Annotated in this window: 19 protein-coding genes; 8 read left to right on the top strand and 11 right to left on the bottom strand. The window is 66.1% G+C overall.

Annotated features, from left to right (window positions below; translation table 11 throughout):
- Positions 1–113: 113 nt before the first annotated feature.
- From rpsM to rplQ, 4 genes are all read left to right on the top strand, one after another.
- Positions 114–491, top strand: coding sequence for a 30S ribosomal protein S13 (rpsM, locus tag CCS01_RS04255; protein WP_104517585.1), 378 nt, complete (start codon positions 114–116; stop codon positions 489–491).
- Between the two features lie 84 nt (positions 492–575).
- Positions 576–971: a 30S ribosomal protein S11 gene (gene rpsK / locus CCS01_RS04250; protein WP_104517584.1), complete on the top strand. Its 396-nt coding sequence runs from the start codon at positions 576–578 to the stop codon at positions 969–971.
- Between the two features lie 170 nt (positions 972–1,141).
- Positions 1,142–2,173: a DNA-directed RNA polymerase subunit alpha gene (locus CCS01_RS04245; RefSeq protein ID WP_104517583.1), complete on the top strand. Its 1,032-nt coding sequence runs from the start codon at positions 1,142–1,144 to the stop codon at positions 2,171–2,173.
- Between the two features lie 22 nt (positions 2,174–2,195).
- Positions 2,196–2,615 (top strand): 50S ribosomal protein L17, encoded by a 420-nt coding sequence (gene rplQ / locus CCS01_RS04240; protein ID WP_104517582.1) that lies wholly within the window; start codon positions 2,196–2,198, stop codon positions 2,613–2,615.
- A 45-nt stretch (positions 2,616–2,660) separates the two neighbouring features.
- On the opposite strand, the gene CCS01_RS04235 is transcribed toward rplQ, so the two are convergent.
- The 4 genes from CCS01_RS04235 to CCS01_RS04220 all read right to left on the bottom strand — a co-directional run bounded on the left by CCS01_RS04235 (position 2,661) and on the right by CCS01_RS04220 (position 6,701).
- Positions 2,661–3,134 carry a nuclear transport factor 2 family protein gene (locus tag CCS01_RS04235; protein ID WP_104517581.1) on the bottom strand — a complete coding sequence of 158 codons (474 nt, stop codon included), beginning with the start codon at positions 3,132–3,134 and terminating at the stop codon, positions 2,661–2,663.
- A 90-nt stretch (positions 3,135–3,224) separates the two neighbouring features.
- A complete protein-coding gene (gene gpmI, locus CCS01_RS04230) occupies positions 3,225–4,763 on the bottom strand; it encodes a 2,3-bisphosphoglycerate-independent phosphoglycerate mutase (RefSeq protein ID WP_104517580.1) in 1,539 nt (512 codons plus the stop codon).
- A 138-nt stretch (positions 4,764–4,901) separates the two neighbouring features.
- Positions 4,902–5,546, bottom strand: a complete 645-nt coding sequence (locus CCS01_RS04225; RefSeq protein ID WP_104517579.1) for a hypothetical protein — start codon at positions 5,544–5,546, stop codon at positions 4,902–4,904.
- Positions 5,547–6,701 (bottom strand): AAA family ATPase, encoded by a 1,155-nt coding sequence (locus CCS01_RS04220; RefSeq protein WP_104517578.1) that lies wholly within the window; start codon positions 6,699–6,701, stop codon positions 5,547–5,549. It abuts the gene before it with no gap.
- Here CCS01_RS04220 and CCS01_RS32525 point away from each other — a divergent pair.
- Entirely contained in the window at positions 6,690–7,031 is a 342-nt protein-coding gene (locus tag CCS01_RS32525) for a hypothetical protein (RefSeq protein WP_146101559.1), read from the top strand. The two genes, CCS01_RS04220 and CCS01_RS32525, sit on opposite strands and share 12 nt — an antisense overlap.
- Here the strand turns inward: CCS01_RS32525 and CCS01_RS04215 are convergent.
- On the bottom strand, positions 7,015–7,494 hold the full coding sequence (locus CCS01_RS04215) for a GlcG/HbpS family heme-binding protein (protein WP_104517577.1): 480 nt from the start codon (positions 7,492–7,494) through the stop codon (positions 7,015–7,017). The two genes, CCS01_RS32525 and CCS01_RS04215, sit on opposite strands and share 17 nt — an antisense overlap.
- Before the next feature lie 157 nt (positions 7,495–7,651).
- On the opposite strand from CCS01_RS04215, the gene CCS01_RS04210 reads away from it, so the two are divergent.
- The gene (locus tag CCS01_RS04210; RefSeq protein WP_104517576.1) at positions 7,652–9,367 is read left to right on the top strand and encodes an N-acyl-D-amino-acid deacylase family protein; all 1,716 of its coding nucleotides are present in this window, start codon (positions 7,652–7,654) and stop codon (positions 9,365–9,367) included.
- Positions 9,368–9,399: 32 nt separating this feature from the next.
- Positions 9,400–10,353, top strand: coding sequence for an aldo/keto reductase (locus tag CCS01_RS04205; protein ID WP_104517575.1), 954 nt, complete (start codon positions 9,400–9,402; stop codon positions 10,351–10,353).
- Here the strand turns inward: CCS01_RS04205 and CCS01_RS04200 are convergent, their stop codons facing one another.
- From CCS01_RS04200 to CCS01_RS04190, 3 genes are all read right to left on the bottom strand, one after another.
- Positions 10,354–11,559 carry an MFS transporter gene (locus CCS01_RS04200; RefSeq protein WP_158258228.1) on the bottom strand — a complete coding sequence of 402 codons (1,206 nt, stop codon included), beginning with the start codon at positions 11,557–11,559 and terminating at the stop codon, positions 10,354–10,356.
- A gap of 114 nt (positions 11,560–11,673) precedes the next feature.
- Positions 11,674–11,985, bottom strand: a complete 312-nt coding sequence (locus tag CCS01_RS04195; protein WP_104517573.1) for a carboxymuconolactone decarboxylase family protein — start codon at positions 11,983–11,985, stop codon at positions 11,674–11,676.
- Positions 11,986–12,036: 51 nt separating this feature from the next.
- A complete protein-coding gene (locus CCS01_RS04190) occupies positions 12,037–12,288 on the bottom strand; it encodes a hypothetical protein (RefSeq protein WP_146101558.1) in 252 nt (83 codons plus the stop codon).
- Positions 12,289–12,468: 180 nt separating this feature from the next.
- On the opposite strand from CCS01_RS04190, the gene CCS01_RS04185 reads away from it, so the two are divergent.
- Positions 12,469–13,521 carry a zinc-dependent alcohol dehydrogenase family protein gene (locus CCS01_RS04185; protein ID WP_104517571.1) on the top strand — a complete coding sequence of 351 codons (1,053 nt, stop codon included), beginning with the start codon at positions 12,469–12,471 and terminating at the stop codon, positions 13,519–13,521.
- A 158-nt stretch (positions 13,522–13,679) separates the two neighbouring features.
- Here CCS01_RS04185 and CCS01_RS04180 read toward each other — a convergent pair whose 3' ends face one another.
- The 3 genes from CCS01_RS04180 to CCS01_RS04170 all read right to left on the bottom strand — a co-directional run bounded on the left by CCS01_RS04180 (position 13,680) and on the right by CCS01_RS04170 (position 16,403).
- Positions 13,680–14,435 (bottom strand): hypothetical protein, encoded by a 756-nt coding sequence (locus tag CCS01_RS04180; protein ID WP_146101557.1) that lies wholly within the window; start codon positions 14,433–14,435, stop codon positions 13,680–13,682.
- A 295-nt stretch (positions 14,436–14,730) separates the two neighbouring features.
- Entirely contained in the window at positions 14,731–16,245 is a 1,515-nt protein-coding gene (locus CCS01_RS04175; protein WP_104517569.1) for an ABC transporter ATP-binding protein, read from the bottom strand.
- The gene (locus CCS01_RS04170; protein ID WP_275112878.1) at positions 16,242–16,403 is read right to left on the bottom strand and encodes an isochorismatase family protein; all 162 of its coding nucleotides are present in this window, start codon (positions 16,401–16,403) and stop codon (positions 16,242–16,244) included. The genes CCS01_RS04175 and CCS01_RS04170 overlap by 4 nt, the downstream gene beginning before the upstream one ends.
- Between the last annotated feature and the right edge of the window lie 120 nt (positions 16,404–16,523).

The raw sequence follows: 16,523 nt of genomic DNA, 5'->3' as shown, positions 1-16,523 counted from the left end.
ATAGTCCCGCGCTCCGGCGCGACCCCATATGGGGTTTCGCGTCGCATGCGCGTATTTCAGCCCTCTCGGGGCAGGTATGGGTCCGGAACCGACCGGGCGACAGGAGAACCAGCGTGGCGCGTATTGCCGGCGTGAACATCCCGACGAACAAGCGAGTGACGATCAGCCTTCGCTATATCTATGGCATTGGCCCGACCAAGGCGGCTGAAATCTGCCAGAAGCTTAACATTCCGGATGATCGTCGCGTCAACCAGCTTTCGGATGAGGAAATCCTCCGCATCCGCGAATTGATCGACCGTGACTATCGCGTGGAGGGTGACCTTCGGCGTGAAGTCTCGATGAACATCAAGCGGCTGATGGACCTGGGCTGCTACCGCGGCCTGCGGCACCGCCGTGGCCTGCCGGTCCGTGGTCAGCGCACGCACACCAATGCGCGCACCCGCAAGGGCAAGGCCGTGGCGATCGCCGGCAAGAAGAAGGTCACGAAGTAGGCCGGCGTCTCCGCCTCGTTATTCGGATTTATTCCGCCGCGCCGCCCACCGGCGCGGCCAGCAGTTGAAGCAGGATCAAGACTCATGGCGAAACCCGCCGCATCCGCCCGGCCGCGCCGCAAGGAACGGAAGAACATCATCGCTGGCGTGGCGCATGTTGCCGCGACGTTCAACAACACCGTGATCACCATCACGGACGCGCAGGGCAATGCGATCGCGTGGTCGTCGGCCGGCAGCCAGGGCTTCAAGGGCAGCCGGAAGTCAACGCCGTATGCGGCGCAGGTCGCCGCCGAGGATGCCGGCCGAAAGGCGCGGGACCACGGCATGGAGACGCTGGAGATCGAGGTCAGCGGCCCCGGCTCGGGCCGCGAGAGCGCGCTGCGGGCGCTGCAGGCGGTTGGCTTCGCCGTCTCCACCATCCGTGACATGACGCCGATCCCGCACAACGGCTGCCGTCCGCGGAAGCGCCGCCGCGTCTGAAGGTTTTCCCGTATCGGCCGGTTTGCTCCGGCCGGTGCGCTGGCAACTGGTCGAGGCCCCTTTGTCGAGACCCTTGGGGTCGAGGTCCCTGGGGTCGAGGCTCGGGGGTGGATGTTTGACACTGTCCACAGGACGTGAACCGTGCCCGACGCGGTTCGAAAGGTGTTAGTATGAGGCAGAGCGCAGTCATTCAGAGAAATTGGCAGTCTCTGATCAAGCCCGAAAAGCTCGAAGTCGAGCCGGGCGCTGATCCGTCGCGCGTTGCCACCGTCGTTGCCGAACCGCTGGAACGCGGCTTTGGCATGACCCTGGGCAACGCCATCCGCCGCATCCTGCTCTCGTCCCTCCAGGGCGCTGCCGTCACCGCGGTGCAGATCGATGGCGTGCTGCATGAGTTCAGTAGTGTGCCCGGGGTCCGCGAGGATGTCACGGACATTGTGCTGAACGTCAAGCAACTCGCGTTGCGGATGCATGGCGAGGGCCCGAAGCGCATGACGCTGACCGCGACCGGTCCCGGCGAGGTGCGCGCCGGCCAGATCCAGGCGGGCCACGACATCGACATCATGAATCCCGACCTGGTGATCTGCACCCTGGACGACGGGGTGAAGCTGGGCATGGAGTTCACCGTCAACCTGGGCAAGGGCTACCAGCCGTCCAGCGTCAACCGTCCGGAAGACGCGCCGATTGGCCTGATCCCGGTCGACTCGATCTACTCGCCGGTGCGCCGCGTGTCCTACCGCGTCGAGCCCACCCGCGTCGGGCAGGTGACGGACTACGACAAGCTGCTGCTGACGGTGGAGACCAACGGCGCAGTGACGCCCGAGGACGCCGTGGCGCTGGCGGCGCGCATCCTGCAGGATCAGCTGCAGCTGTTCATCAACTTCGATGAGCCGCAGCAGATCCGCCTGGAGGAGCCGCAGGACGACCTGCCGTTCAACCGCAACCTGCTACGCAAGGTGGACGAGCTGGAACTGTCGGTCCGCAGCGCGAACTGCCTGAAGAACGACAATATTGTCTATATCGGCGACCTGGTGCAGAAGTCCGAACAGGAAATGCTGCGGACGCCGAATTTCGGCCGCAAGTCCCTGAACGAGATCAAGGAGGTGCTGAACTCCATGGGCCTCGGGCTGGGCATGACTGTCGCCGGCTGGCCGCCGGAGAATATTGAAGAATTGGCCAAGCGGCTGGAAGAGCCGTTCTGAGCCGGCATAGGGAATACATCACATGCGTCACGGAGTGGCCGGCCGGAAGCTCGGCGTTACCTCGACCCATCGCGTTGCCATGTTCCGCAACATGGCCCACGCGCTGCTCAAGCACGAGCAGATCACCACGACCCTGCCGAAGGCGAAGGAGCTTCGTCCGGTGGCGGAGAAGCTGATCACCCTGGGCAAGAAGGGGGGGCTGGCGAACAAGCGCCGGGCTCATGCCGAGCTGCGTGACGACGTGATCGTCAACAAGCTGTTCGGCACGCTGGCGGACCGCTATCGGGCGCGTGCCGGTGGTTACACGCGGGTGCTGAAGGCGGGCGTGCGCTACGGCGACGCGGCCGACATGGCGGTGATCGAGTTGGTCGATCGCGATGTATCGGCCAAGGGGCAGGACAGCGGTCCGGTCCAGGCGAGGGAAGAAGAGACCGCGGAGTAAGCCGACGAAGGCCCCAGGTGGGGCCTTTGTTGTATCTGGGGTTCGCTAAAGCCCCAGTTCACTCAGCCCCGGGTGCTCCGCCGGCCGCGGTCCGCCACGGTCCCAATGGAACAGTCGGGCCGACTCCGCAATCGGCAGGTCGTTGATGCTGGCGTGCCGCGCCCGCATCAGCCCGTGCGCGTCGAATACCCAGTTCTCGTTGCCATAGGCGCGGAACCAGGTGCCGGAATCGTCGTGGTATTCATAGGCGAAGCGCACGGCGATGCGGTCGCCGGTGAAGGCCCAGAGTTCCTTGATCAGCCGATACTCCAGCTCCCGGTTCCACTTCCGCGTCAGGAACGCGACGATAGCGGGACGGCCCTGGAAGAACTCGCTGCGGTTCCGCCAGGCGCTGTACTCGGTATAGGCCAACGCCACCCGCTCAGGGTCGCGGGTGTTCCAGGCGTCCTCGGCGGCGCGCACCTTCTGAATGGCGGTTTCCCGGGTGAACGGGGGCAGCGGCGGGCGATCGACGGACATGGCGTATTCCTCCGGCCTGGGCGGGACAAGGCCCGCGCACCGTACGACGCCCCGTCCGGCAGCCGGTAGGCCTTTCCCCGCCGGCCTGGTTCACTCCGCCGCGCGCGCCGTTTCCTGGCTGATGATGGAGTGCCCGGTCATCTCCGCCGGCTGCGGCAGTCCCATCAGGTGCAGCAGCGTCGGCGCGATGTCGGCCAGCCGCCCTTCCTGGATCGCCGTCACGCCGCCGCCCATCAGCAGCACCGGCACCGGGTTGGTGGTGTGCGCGGTATGCGGGCCGCCGGTTTCCGGATCCTTCATCAGTTCGCAGTTGCCGTGGTCGGCGGTAACCAGCAGTGCGCCGCCCTGCCGCCGCACCGCCTCGGCGATACGGCCGAGGCCGGCGTCCACCGTCTCCACCGCCTTGATCGCCGCTGGCAGCACGCCGGTATGGCCGACCATGTCGGGGTTGGCGAAGTTCAGGACGATCAAGTCGTACTTGCCGCTGTCGATCGCCGCCACCGCCTTGTCGGTCAGTTCAGGCGCCGACATCTCCGGCTGCAGGTCATAGGTCGCGACCTTCGGCGACGGCACCAGGATGCGGTCCTCACCCGGATAGGACGTTTCCTCGCCGCCGTTGAGGAAGTAGGTGACGTGCGGATACTTCTCGGTCTCCGCCATGCGGAGCTGGGTCTTGCCGGCCTTGGACACCACCTCGCCCAGGATGTTCGGCAGCGTCTCGGGCGCGAACAGCACGCCGAGGAACGGTGCCAGCGCGTCGGAGTAGCGCGTCATCCCGGCCGCCCTGGCGATCTTCAGCACGCGGCTGCGTGGGAACCCGTCGAACGCCGGGTCCAGCAGCGCGCCCAGGATCTCCCGCACCCGATCGGCACGGAAGTTGAAGCACAGGATGCCGTCGCCGTCCTTCATGCCGGCGTAGTCGCCGATGACCGACGGCGGGATGAACTCGTCGTATTTCTCCGCCGCATAGGCCGCCTCGATCGCGGCGGCCGGCGAGGGATAGTGGGCGCCGTCCGCCTCCACCATGGCGGCATAGGCTTTGGACACCCGGTCCCAGCGCTTGTCGCGGTCCATGGCGAAGTAGCGGCCGATGACGGTGGCGACCGGCACGCCGGCCGGCAGCGCGGCACGGAACTCAGCCAGGTACTCCGCGCCCGACTGCGGCGGGGTGTCGCGGCCGTCGGTGAATGCGTGCACGACGGTCTTTACCCCGGCCTCGTGCAGGAACTTCGCCAAGGCCGCGGCATGGTCCTGGTGCGAATGCACGCCGCCGGGCGAGAGCAGGCCCATCAGGTGGCACGTGCCGCCGCTGTTCTTCAGCGTCGCGACCAGGTCCAGGAACGCCGGTTCGCGCGCAATGCTGCCGTCCGCCACGGCATCGCCGATGCGCACCAGCTCCTGCTTCACCACGCGGCCGGCGCCGATGTTCAGGTGGCCGACCTCGGAGTTGCCCATCTGCCCGCCCGGCAGGCCGACGTCGCGGCCCGAGGTGTGCAGCAGGGCGTGCGGGCAGGATTCCCACAGGCGGGTGAAGTTGGGAGTCTTCGCCAGTCGCACGGCATTGTCGGCGGTTTCCTCCCGCCAGCCGAAACCGTCCAGAATCGCCAGCATCACCGGTCGCGTCGCCATCCGTGTGTGTTCCTTGCCTGCCTGAGCCTTGAACGACTGCGTAGCGCTCAAGATGGCGACGGACAAGCACGTCGTCAGGGGGTGATCGAAACGGCCAGTTCGCTAGAGCGTTTTCAGCCTGACTGGAAACGCTCCAGCTCATAATTTCACGAGCAATTTCATCGGCCTGAAATCGCTCCGCGATTTCCAGTCAGGCCGATATTGCTCTAATCCGTTCGATCGTTCGCCGCAGGCTGGGCGATCGTTCGGCGGCCCGTTCAGGACGCCACGATATCTCACCAGGGCGCAAAGCCGATGATTGTAGCCCAGGCCCTGTCTGGCGACCGCCCCGGCTTCCGCCCGAAGGTCGAGGCGGACAGCCCGCGGCGCCCGCTTTGCCAGTTCCAGGAGCCGATCCTTGGGATCATGCAGATCATCAGGATTGTCCGGCATGCGGCCTTTGGCATGCTTGCCGATCAACGCGACCATGGCGTCGTGATCCGCAAGCAGCCAGGCTTCGACCTCACGGACCGCGACGCGCAGCAGCAAGCCTGGTGGATGCGACAGGTTTCCCAGCCACGTCCTGCAGAGGGCCGCCGGACAGGTGTTGGTGTCCAGGTCCGTGATGACGAGAACCGGGCTGTGGCGAGCCATTTCGCAGAACTTGCGGATTCGCGACCGCAAGTAGCCGTTTCCGCCGCGCCGCAGCCATAATCCGACTTCGAGCGACGGGAAATCCAGCAGCCGCCGCTGCGCGACCGCCTCGCTGAGTTCGTCCTCGGTGGCGACTGTCAGCGGCAGCATCTAGAAGAGCCGCAACTGATCCGCATGTTCGGGACGGGTCTTGGGCAGGATGACTTCGGCTGGCGTCAATCCGGATTGAAGCGCGCGTTTCTCGGTTTCGTTCGGCGGCAGGATGGTCGTGCCTTCGTCGCTTGTCTCCAGCCGCAAGATCCGGTTCCCATCGATCGGGTTGTCCAGCAACGCCTCGCTGTGGGTGCTCAGGATGACCTGGCGCCTCCGCTTGGCATCGCGCTGAAGGCGCTGCAGCATCAGCGGGATCTGTCTGACGATTTCCAGGTTCAGCGAGAGTTCGGGCTCTTCGAGCAGCAGCAGGCCGTTGCCTTCGAGCAGCGCCCAGAACAGGCCGAACAGCCGCAAGGTGCCGTCGGACCACTGGTTTTCGCGCTGCCATCCCGCCTTTGGCCTGTGGTGTTGGTATCGAACCTCGAGGTGCGGTTGGCCCAGGTCATCGCGGAGGAATTTGAGCTCCCGGAATTGCGGGATCGCCAGCCGCAGGGCTTCTTCGATGCGCTTCAGCCTGGCGTTCCGGGTTTTCTCGGTGGTTCGCGCAACATGCTCCAGCAGGCCCTGGCCGAACGGGTCGTCCTCCAGCATCTGGCCACGCAGCTTGTCGGCATACTTGAGAAGTTGCGGCACGACGTGCAGGTAAAGCACGCCGCTGAAGAAGTCGGCGATATCCCGGAATACGGCGTTGGTCTGTATCTGCTCCAGATGAGTTTGCGTTTTGCGGGCAGTGTCGCGGTCATCATCCAGCCCGGGCCGGTCGAGGATTGGTGCGGGATCGTTGCCCCGGAACACCTGCTCGGCCGTCACCAGTATCCTTTGGGCGCCGCGCCCTTCCGGCCTGAAGCCGAGGATGTAGCGCCAAAGCGGCTCGGGATCGTCGCTGTTTTCCGCCAGATGGACCTCGATCCGGACCTCCGGGTCGCGACGCGCGTGCAGGCAACGGAGTTGGGCAATGCCGCCGCGCTCGGCGACGGCGGCCTGCAGTCCGCCGCCTTTCGGTTTGCAGATGTCGCGGAGGAAGCGGAAGACGTCCAGCAGGTTCGACTTGCCGCTGGCGTTGGCGCCAACCAGGTAGGTGACATCCGTCAGCGCGATATCGGCCTGCCGGAAGTTCCGCCAGTTCTTCAGGATCAGTCGTTGGACGAGCATGTCGGCAAGGGCGGGCTTTCATTGAGCAAACTCAATATAGGCCGGGCAGGCCGGATTCGCCATTCGGCAAATCCGTCCGTTACCTACTTCACGCCCAAGGCAACGCGCAGCAATAACTGCTCCAATTGTGCACCGGCGCCCCATGCCGTCATGGCCGGCGCAGACCGGCCATCCACGCCTTTGGAACGTTCGGCACCGCAAGGCGTGGATGGTGGCCCTGCGGCCACCATGACGATGATAGGCCGGTGCGCCGGCTGCGATGGAGGCGGTTATTGCCGCGCGTCGCCCAGCGCCGCCAATCCGACCTTCGCCGTTACCCATCCCGGGTGAAGATCCCGCCGCTGGCCCCGATCGCCCCGACCAGCTTGCCGTCGATCACGATCGGGAAGCCGCCCTCGCTGGCCACGCCCCGGGTCAGCGCCAGCAGGCTGAGCAGCGATGGCGAACCGCCGGTATTGATGCCTGCCTGGAAAACCCCGGACGGCCGGCGATACAGCGCCGCGGTGTGCGCCTTGGCCTGCGAGATCTCGATCGAGGCATACTGCGTCCCGTCCATCGTGGCATGTGCAACCAGATTGCCCGCCGGGCCGACCACCGAGGTCGACATCTTCCAGTTATGCTTAATCGCCTCCGCCATTGCCACGCTGATCGCCTTCGGCGCCTCGTCCAGGCCGATGGGCTGGCCGTAGGGGATGTCGAACGGCATCGCCTCGGGCACCGAAGGCGGATTTTGCGCCTGCGCGACTGGCACAACGGCAATGGCGGCAAGTATCGAGACAGCAACAAGGCGCATGATTATTTCCTCCATATCGGCGGCGACTGTGGCCGTGGTAGTCAGACTATGGCCGCAACAGTCCCGCGGCAATACCCACCGGCACCGGCCCGAAACTTGACCATTGCCGGCCGCGGGTTTCCCATACCGTTGAGAAAAGCAGCAACGGGAGCGGACGATGCATGATACGGTGATCCGAGGCGGCACCATCGTCGATGGAACCGGCGCGGCGGCCTATACCGGCGATATCGCCCTGGAAGACGGCAGGATCGCCCATGTCGGCGGAAAAGCCAGTCCCGGCAAGCGGGAAATCAACGCCGACGGCCTGCTGGTCACGCCGGGCTGGGTCGATGTGCATACCCATTACGATGGCCAGGCCACCTGGGACCCGGTGCTGGCACCATCGTCCTGGCACGGCGTCACCACCATCCTGTTCGGCAACTGCGGCGTCGGTTTCGCCCCTGTCCGAAACGAAGATCATTCCGCACTGATCGGCATGATGGAATCGATCGAGGAAATCCCCGGCATCGCCCTGGCCGACGGCCTGAAATGGAACTGGGAAACCTTCCCGCAATACCTCGACGCGCTGGAGCAGATGCCGCGCGCCATCGACGTCGCCGCGCAGATCCCGCACCATCCGCTGCGCGTCTATGTCATGGGCGACCGCGCGATCAAGCACCAACCCGCCAACGCCGACGACATCGCGAAAATGCGTGATGCCGTCAGGCAAGGCTTGCAGGCTGGCGCCTTCGGCTTCACCACCTCGCGCACCAATTCGCACCGGACGCCCACCGGCGACATGGTGCCCGGCCGCTATTCGGAAGTCGATGAACTGCTGGGCATCGGGTCCGCGTTCAAGGGCATGGGCCACGGCGCCTTTGGCGTGAACAGCGATTTCGACGACGAAACCGAAGAGCTGGAGTGGATCACGAAGCTCGGCCAGGACACCGGCCGCCCGGTGTGGTTCCTGCTGACCGACCGCCCCACCGACAAGGTGCGCTGGAAGCGCCTGATGGACGGCGTGCACAAGGCCCGCGCGCAGGGCGCCATGGTCACCGCCCAGGTCGCCGGCCGCCCCGTCGGCGTCATGCTCGGCATCGATACGGCGCTGAATCCGTTCTCCATCCGCCCCAGCTACCGGGCGCTGCTGAAGCTGCCGGTGGCGGAACGGGTTCGTCGCATGCAGGATCCGGCGTTCCGCGCCCAGGTGCTGTCCGAGGCGCCGTCGCAGGACCTGCTGTCGCGTCTCTCGCAGTTCCGCCAGCACATCACCACCCGCTGGAACCGCATGTTCCCGATGGGCGATCCGCCGAACTACGAACCCGCCGAAAAGGACAGCATCGCCGCCGAGGCGGCACGGTCGAACCGCACGCCCGATGAAGTGGCGTACGACTATCTCGCCGGCGGCGCCGACAAGTTCCTGTTCTTCCCGGTCGTCGGCTACAATGATGACAATCTCGACATCATCCACACCATGCTGACGGACGACGCGACGCTGCTGGGCCTGTCGGACGGCGGCGCGCACTGTTCCTCGATCGTCGATGCCAGCGTGCCAAGCTGGATGCTGATCCACTGGGCGCGCGACCGTTCCCGCGGGCCGCGCCTGCCGCTGGAGACGATGGTGAAGCGCCAGACCAGCGAAACCGCCGACTTCTTCGGCTTCCACGATCGCGGACGCCTGGCGGTCGGCAAGAAAGCCGACGTCAACATCATCGACTACAAGGCACTGCGGCTGCACGCCCCGGAGGTCCGTTACGACCTGCCGATGAACGGCCGGCGGCTGGTGCAGCGGGTTGAGGGCTATCGTAACACCTTCGTGTCAGGCATCCCGACATTCGAGGACGGCATCTATACAGGCGCCACGCCCGGGCGTCTGGTCCGTGCCGCCGCCTGATGGTGCGGATCACATGAAGCAAGGAAAACAAGATGGAACCCCGCAGACTGGGCCAGTCGTCCCTGGAAGTGCCGTCGATCACGTTCGGCTGCAACGTGTTCGGCTGGACGGTGGATGAGAAGACCTCCTTCGCGCTGCTGGATGCGTGGCTCGACGCCGGCTTCAACTTTCTCGATACAGCCGACGTCTATTCCCGCTGGCACACCGGCAACAGCGGCGGCGAGTCGGAAACGATCATCGGCAAGTGGATGAAGGCGCGCGGCAACCGCGACAAGGTGATCATCGCGACCAAGCTGGGGATCGAGATGGGCCCGGGGAAAAAGGGCCTGTCCCGCGCTTATATGGAGCAGGCGGTGGAGGATTCGCTGCGCCGCCTGCAGACCGACCACATCGACCTGTATCAGTCCCATCGCGACGATCCCGAAACACCAATCGAGGAGACGCTGTCGGCGTATGCGGACCTCATCAAGCAGGGCAAGGTGCGCGAAATCGGCGCCTCCAACTTCTCGGCCGATCGGCTGGCGGAGTCGCTGAGGATCAGCACGGAGAAGGGGCTGCCGCGGTATCAAAGCCTTCAGCCGCACTACAACCTGATGGAGCGGGCGGAATTCGAAGGGCCGCTGGAAGAGCTGTGCCTGAAGGAGAAGATCGGGGTCATCGGCTATTACTCGCTGGCCAGCGGCTTCCTGACGGGAAAATATCGATCTCGTGACGACCTGGCCGGCCGCGCCCGCGGCCGCGGCGTGGAAAAATACCTCAACGACCACGGCTTCGGCGTGCTGAAGGCGCTGGATGAGGTCGCGCAGCGCTACGACGCCAAGCCCGGCCAGATCGCGCTGGCCTGGCTGATCGCCCGCCCCAGCGTCACCGCGCCGATTGCCAGCGCAACGACCCTGGAGCAGCTGGCGGAGCTGACAGAGGCCGCGGAAATCGAACTCGATCCGGATTCGATCCAGAAAATCGACGAAGCCAGCAAGCCGCGCTGATCACCGCCGCTGCGGCAGCGCCAGCAGCACGCCGCTGGCCGCCGCGGCGGCGGCACACACGATAAAGCTGATGCGATAGCCGCCCAGCGCCGTGACAGACAGTCCGAACAGCGGCGGCAACGCCATGCCGCCGGCGAACATGATGGCGGTGCCGAGGCCGGTCGCCTCGGTCCGCCGCACCCCGCCCAGCGCCGCATAGTCCGCGTAGGCAACGCCGGTGTAGCCGCCGGCGGTGCAGCCTGCCAGCACCGCGTTCGCCAGCACCGCCCAGGCCGGCCAGCCCGGCCCGTAGAACCCGGCCAGTGCCGTGCTCGCCGCCATGCCCACCCCGTGCACCGCCAGCGTCTGTGTCGGCGTCAGCAGCCGATCGGCCAGCCATCCCCAGATCGGGCGGCTGATGGAGCCGGCGATCTGGTAGGCGGCGAGAATCTGTCCGGCCTGCACCAGCGTCAGGCCGACCGTCGTGGTAAGCTGCACAGTCATGAACGCCACCAGGCACAGCGCCACGCCGGCATAGACGAACGCCGCCAGCGACAGCCGCCGCAGGCGCGGGTCCGCCAGCAGGGCGAACGGCTGCAACAGGCTGTGTCCCAGGACGCGGCGGCCGGGCTCGCGGTCGTGGTCCCAGCGCCGCCGCGGGATTTCCATCAGCCCGATCAGCAGCAGCACGGGGCCGAGTTCCGCCAGCAACGCGCCGCGCCAGCCGACGGACAGGGCCAGCGGCGGCAGTATCAGCGCCGCCAGCACGCCGCCCAGCGGCACGCCGATCTGGCGCAGCGACATGACGAGGTTGAACACCGGCCGCGGGGTTTGCGGCACCAGCAGGTGCGTGCTGGCCGGCGCTGCCGCGCCGTAGCCCAGGCCAAGCACCACCGCGGCCAGGGCGAGGCCGATGACGCCTTTCCCCAGCGCCGCCAGCGCCAGCATGCCGGCGGCGGCGAGCAACACCACCTGGGTGGCGCGCACGCCGCCATGACGCCGCACCAACCCGGGCGAGAGCAGCGCCGACAGGATGCCGACGCCATAGGCGGCGGCGACGAAATACCCCACCAGGGCGCCGCTGACCTTCAGGTCCTGTGCCACCTCGGGCGCGATGGCGGGCACGGAATACATTGCCATCGTCGCCAGGGTCTGCACCGCCAGCGTCGCCGCCAGCGGCCAGAACGGCATCGACCGCAGCAGCCGGGCGGTTGTTTCGTGGCTCAAGCGGTGGTGCCGGGGATGGAGGCCATCATGGTCGGGTCCTTGGAATCGGCGGGTGCCCGACTCTGGCATTGAAGCGGGCCCCCGTCGATGCCGCGCGGATCGGACGGCGGCGCCTTATCCGCCAGGTGGTTTCGGCCTAGGAATGGCACAGGCGCCGGCGATCGCATCGCCTGCTTCCACCGCCTCGACCGTCGCCGCGTCGAGGTCCGTCTGGAACGTGGCGTGGAAGCGGTTGACCATGTTGCTCAAGCCGACCGTCAGGCAGATGTCCATGATCTGCTGCGTCGTGAAATGCCGCGCCAGATCGCCATAGGTGGCATCGTCGATTGGCTCCAGCCGCGTCGATTTTTGGGCGTAGCGCACGATCGCCGCCTCGGCCGGATCATAGACGCCGTCCGGCAGGGGATCGTCCAGCAAATGCCGCATCTGGTCTTCCGTCAGCCCCAGGCTCCGACCGAGCACAGTGTGGGTGGGGATTCAATAGAAGCAGTTGTTGACGACGGTCGCGGTCAGGTACGCCAGTTCGGCATGCTTCGGCGCCAGGGTCGTGCGGCCGCGATACACCGTGTGGGCCAGCGTGAGAAAGGCCTGCCCGGCTTCGGGCCGGTTGGCCATGGCGCGATAGATGTTCACCAGTTGCCCGCGCGACTGCGCCGCTTCCTCCAGGAAGGCTTTGGCATCGGCCGGCGTTGCGGGGTCGTTTTCATGCAGCACTGGGATACGGGCCATGGCGTCGTCCTTCTTGCATCGGATCTGCGTCGTCTGCGCCACAAAGCGGCGCTTCCGGTGTAAACGCCAGGGCGACAAAGTAAAGCGGCCTCAGGCAAATTGCCGGTCATCCGCGCCCGGTTTCGCGCGCGCCGGAAATCCCGCTACACTGCGGGCCAACGCAGAACGAGGGAGGAAACCATGCAAGGTGTCGTGTTCACCGGCGACCGTGGGCTGGAGCTGATGACATTCCCGGACCCGACGCCCGGTCCCGGCGAGGTGGTGGTCGAGATGAAGGCATCCGGCATGTGCGGATCGGACCTGCATCAATACCGCCGCCCGAGGAACCAGGCCCGCAATGCCACCGGCCTGCCGCCCAACCCGAACCCGACCATCGTCGGCCACGAACCCTGCGGCGTCGTCGCCGCCATCGGCCCCGACGTGCTGCCCGCCGAGGCGAAAATCGGCCAGCGGGTCATGGTGCATCATTACCAGGGGTGCACCCAGTGCAGCCATTGCCGCTCGGGCTGGCAGCAACTGTGCCAGGAGGTGCCGGTGAAGGTCTATGGCAACAACGCGCATGGCGGCCACGCCAAGTACCTGCTGGTGCCTGCCAACACGCTGGTGCCGCTGCGGGACGAGTTGTCGTTCACCGCCGGGGCTGCGATTTCCTGCGGCTCGGGCACGGCGTATGGCGCGCTGCGGCGGATGAACACCTCGGGCCGCGACACCATCGCGATTTTCGGCCAGGGACCGGTTGGCCTGGCTGCCACGCAGTTTGCCAAGGCGATGGGCGCGCGGGTCATCGCGCTGGATATCAATGCGCAACGGCTGGCGCGGGCGAAGGAATTCGGCGCCGACGAAACGGTCGATCCGGGCTCGAACGATCCGGTCGAGGCGATCAGGGGCCTGACCCACGGCAAGTACGCCGACCTGACACTGGATACGTCCTCCAATCCCGACGCGCGGCTGAGCGCGATCCGCAGCACCAAGGTCTGGGGCACCATGTGCTTCGTGGGCGAGGGCGGCGACGTGCACATCGACGTCAGCCCGCATTTGTTGCGCCGGCAACTGACGCTGGTCGCGTCGTGGACCTTTTCCAACATCATCCAGGCGGAATGCGCTGATTTCTGCATTGACCGGAAGATCGACGTCGATCGGCTGTTCACCCACCGCTGGACGCTGGATCAGGCCGAGGAGGCGTACAAGCTGTTCGACAGGCAGTCCGACGGCAAGGGCGTGTTCCTGATCTGAGCTGTCGCTGCCGCGGGGCGGAAGACGGCCTGAGATCGTCTCTTCATCGTCATGGCCGGGCTTGTCCCGGCCATCTACCCCCTGTCGTGGAAGCACAGATGGCCGAAACACGCCCGGCCATAACGGAAGGGGAGTGACCATCCCATCTCCGGCACGCGTCAGAACGGAAATCCGAAATTGATATGCCAGACGGTCAATCCGCTTCCGAACACGACGCCGGCGCCGATGCGTGGATTCGACAGCCACAGCAACTTGAACGGCGACGCGGACCCCACCGAAAATCCGAACTCAACCTGGTTTTCCACCTTCAGCGGCGGTTCCAGGAAACGGCTGAACTGCAACGGCGCCGGATAATAATAGTAGTTCGCGTAAACCCCCAGGTCCGGCTCCAGATTGCCGACGCTGAAGCCAAGCGGATGGCGCACCTCGCCGCCAAGCTGAAGCGAAACATAATGCTCGGAGAATCCCGATCCGACGGTCTCGTCGCCAGCATAGACCACGGCGTTGCCGAGCGACAGGGTCGTCTCGCCCACGTGCCATTCGCTGATCGCCCGCGCGCCCCCCAGGAAGACATAGGCCCACGGGTTGCCGACGTCGTCGCCGAACGCGCCAACCACGCCGAACTGCGCAAACGGCTTCACCACCGTGCGGCCGCCAAGCGGAATATCCAGTTCCGCGCCCGGCACGAGCCCCAGGGATTTCTGGTTGATCGAAATGCGCGCGCCGTTCGTGTCAGTGAGGTTCAACGAGTACACGCCAAGCTGGATCGGAGACAGCAGCCGCAGCGTCCAGCCATCGGGCAGGATGCCGTGCAGCGAGTAGCTCAGCGGCAGCGTGTAGACGTTCGCCGTCAGTCCCGCCAGCGAGTACCCGCCGAAGCCCAGATCGGCTGCGTACACGTAGTTCAGGTTCACCGTCCGGAACGGATTCGGCGCCGGTGCCGTCTGGGCACGGCCTTGTGTCGCGGCAAACAGAACCGCGCCCGCGCAGGCCAGGGCGCCGATGCTCCGGAGGTGGGCGTCCCTATGCCGTCGCCTGCCCCAGGCGGTTGAATGGACCGAATCCATAACCGTTATCAGATGGGATAGTCATTGCACACCGAAACCATCTACCGCCCTGGTCCGGGTAATGAAATGCCTGTGCCGCTCGGTGGCCTGCCGTTGCCCGTCCACGGCCGGTCAATTCTGTGTGCGAGGACCTGCGGTCGCCTCAGTGCTGCCCCAGCATATGCCGGCCGATCTCCTGCGGGTCTGCCCCGGCCGCCGGCATCTGGTGCACGATCGCTCCATCGTGCATCACCACGATCCGATCGGCGAGTTCCAGGATCTCGTCCAGGTCCTCGGAAATCAGCAGTACCGCCGCGCCGGCGTTGCGCGCCGCCATGATCCGCGCCCTGGTCTCCGCCACCGCCTTCACGTCCAGACCGAAGCACGGGTTGCAGACGATCAGCAATCGCACGTCGCCGTCCAGTTCGCGGGCCAGCACGCAGCGCTGCACATTGCCGCCCGACAGCACGCCGATGGGCGCCTGCGGCGAGGGCGTGCGGATGCCATAGGCCGCGACCATCGCCGCCGCCCGCGCCGCCATGCCGTTGCGGTCCAGCCAGAAGCGGCGGTCTTTCCCCGCATCCAGGTCGAAGCTGCGCAGGGCGAGGTTCTCCGTCACCGTCATCCCCGGGACGCAACCGTTGCGCAATGGTTCCTCCGGCAGCACCCGCACGCCATGCGCCTGGGACTGCATCCGGGAGGCGTCATACGGCGCGCCCTCCACCAGGATTCGTCCGGCGGTTGCGCGCCGCTGGCCGCCCAGCACTTCCACCAGTTCCTTCTGGCCGTTGCCGGACACGCCGGCGACGCCGACAATTTCGTGCGCGCGCACGTCCAGGCCGTCGATCGACAACCCCTTGCGCCCAGCATCATCGGCGGTGCGCAGGCCGGAGACGGACAACCGTGCCGCGCTCTCGGCAACGCCCCGGCGCTCGGGGTTCTTGGGCGCGTGCGGCTCGCCGATCATCATTGCCGTCAGATCGGCGGCGGTGAACTGCTTCAGCGGGCCGGACCCGGCCATGCGGCCGCGCCGCAATACCGTAACGTCATCGACGTGGGCGAAGACTTCCTTCAGCTTGTGGGTGATGATGACGATGGTCAGCGCGCCGGAATGAGCCAGGTTGCGCACCAGGCCGAGCATCTCCTCCGCCTCCTGCGGCGTCAGCACCGATGTCGGCTCGTCCAGCACCAGGAAGCGGCGTTCCAGGTAAAGCTGCTTGATGATCTCGGTCTTCTGCCGCTCGCCAGCGGCGAGGCTGCCGGCCTCGGCCTCCAGTTTCACCTGGAACGGCATGCGCTGCATGAACTGCCGCAGGGCGGCGATTTCCGCACGCCAGTTGATCACCGCCGGCACGCCCTGGCGCGCCATCACCAGGTTTTCCGCCACAGTCATCGACGGCACCAGGGTGAAATGCTGGTACACCATGCCCAGGCCCAGCGCATCGGCATCGGCAGGGCGCTCGATCGCCGCTTCCCGCCCATCGACGATGAAGCCGCCTTCGTCGGCGCGGTAGTAGCCCAGCAGGCATTTCACCAGCGTCGATTTGCCGGCGCCGTTCTCGCCCAGCAACCCGTGCACGGTGCCGGGCGCGACCTTCAGCGATACGTCGGATAGCGCGTGGAACGAACCGAAATGCTTGCCGATGCCGGCGGCCTCGATCCCGATGGCGCGGCTCATGGCAGGCCGGCGAGGAACGTTGCGCTGTCGCTGACGGCGCCGAACACGCCGCCCTGCATCCTGATCATTTTCAGCGCGGCCGCGTGGTTGCCGGCATCGGTGGCGCCGCAGCAGTCGGACAGCAGCAGGCACTCGAAGCCGCGGTCGTTAGCCCAGATTTGCCACCTACCCCGAGACAGCTTTTCTTTTCAACATCTTACAGCGCCGTTTTTGGCCGAGTGGCACTACACGCGCGTCATGGGGCGCTAGACAGTGTGCTTCTGGACACCTCCCGGAGC

The sequence above is a fragment of the Rhodopila globiformis genome, assembly GCF_002937115.1.
In the GTDB taxonomy this organism is placed as follows: domain Bacteria; phylum Pseudomonadota; class Alphaproteobacteria; order Acetobacterales; family Acetobacteraceae; genus Rhodopila; species Rhodopila globiformis.
This window is presented reverse-complemented; position numbering and strand designations above follow the sequence as displayed.

Bases quoted from the DNA above. Each gene is read 5' to 3' on its own strand.
- CCS01_RS04195 (WP_104517573.1), bottom strand. From the start codon at position 11,985: ATGCGGCATTTGCTGGACGATCCCCTGCCGGACGGCGTCTATGATCCG.
- CCS01_RS04215 (WP_104517577.1), bottom strand. From the start codon at position 7,494: ATGCGCCTTGTTGCTGTCTCGATACTTGCCGCCATTGCCGTTGTGCCA.
- CCS01_RS04225 (WP_104517579.1), bottom strand. From the start codon at position 5,546: ATGCTGCCGCTGACAGTCGCCACCGAGGACGAACTCAGCGAGGCGGTC.
- CCS01_RS04205 (WP_104517575.1), top strand. From the start codon at position 9,400: ATGGAACCCCGCAGACTGGGCCAGTCGTCCCTGGAAGTGCCGTCGATC.
- rpsK (WP_104517584.1), top strand. From the start codon at position 576: ATGGCGAAACCCGCCGCATCCGCCCGGCCGCGCCGCAAGGAACGGAAG.
- CCS01_RS04175 (WP_104517569.1), bottom strand. From the start codon at position 16,245: ATGAGCCGCGCCATCGGGATCGAGGCCGCCGGCATCGGCAAGCATTTC.
- CCS01_RS04245 (WP_104517583.1), top strand. From the start codon at position 1,142: ATGAGGCAGAGCGCAGTCATTCAGAGAAATTGGCAGTCTCTGATCAAG.
- gpmI (WP_104517580.1), bottom strand. From the start codon at position 4,763: ATGGCGACGCGACCGGTGATGCTGGCGATTCTGGACGGTTTCGGCTGG.
- CCS01_RS04210 (WP_104517576.1), top strand. From the start codon at position 7,652: ATGCATGATACGGTGATCCGAGGCGGCACCATCGTCGATGGAACCGGC.
- CCS01_RS04235 (WP_104517581.1), bottom strand. From the start codon at position 3,134: ATGTCCGTCGATCGCCCGCCGCTGCCCCCGTTCACCCGGGAAACCGCC.
- CCS01_RS04190 (WP_146101558.1), bottom strand. From the start codon at position 12,288: ATGGCCCGTATCCCAGTGCTGCATGAAAACGACCCCGCAACGCCGGCC.
- CCS01_RS04185 (WP_104517571.1), top strand. From the start codon at position 12,469: ATGCAAGGTGTCGTGTTCACCGGCGACCGTGGGCTGGAGCTGATGACA.
- CCS01_RS04220 (WP_104517578.1), bottom strand. From the start codon at position 6,701: ATGCTCGTCCAACGACTGATCCTGAAGAACTGGCGGAACTTCCGGCAG.
- rplQ (WP_104517582.1), top strand. From the start codon at position 2,196: ATGCGTCACGGAGTGGCCGGCCGGAAGCTCGGCGTTACCTCGACCCAT.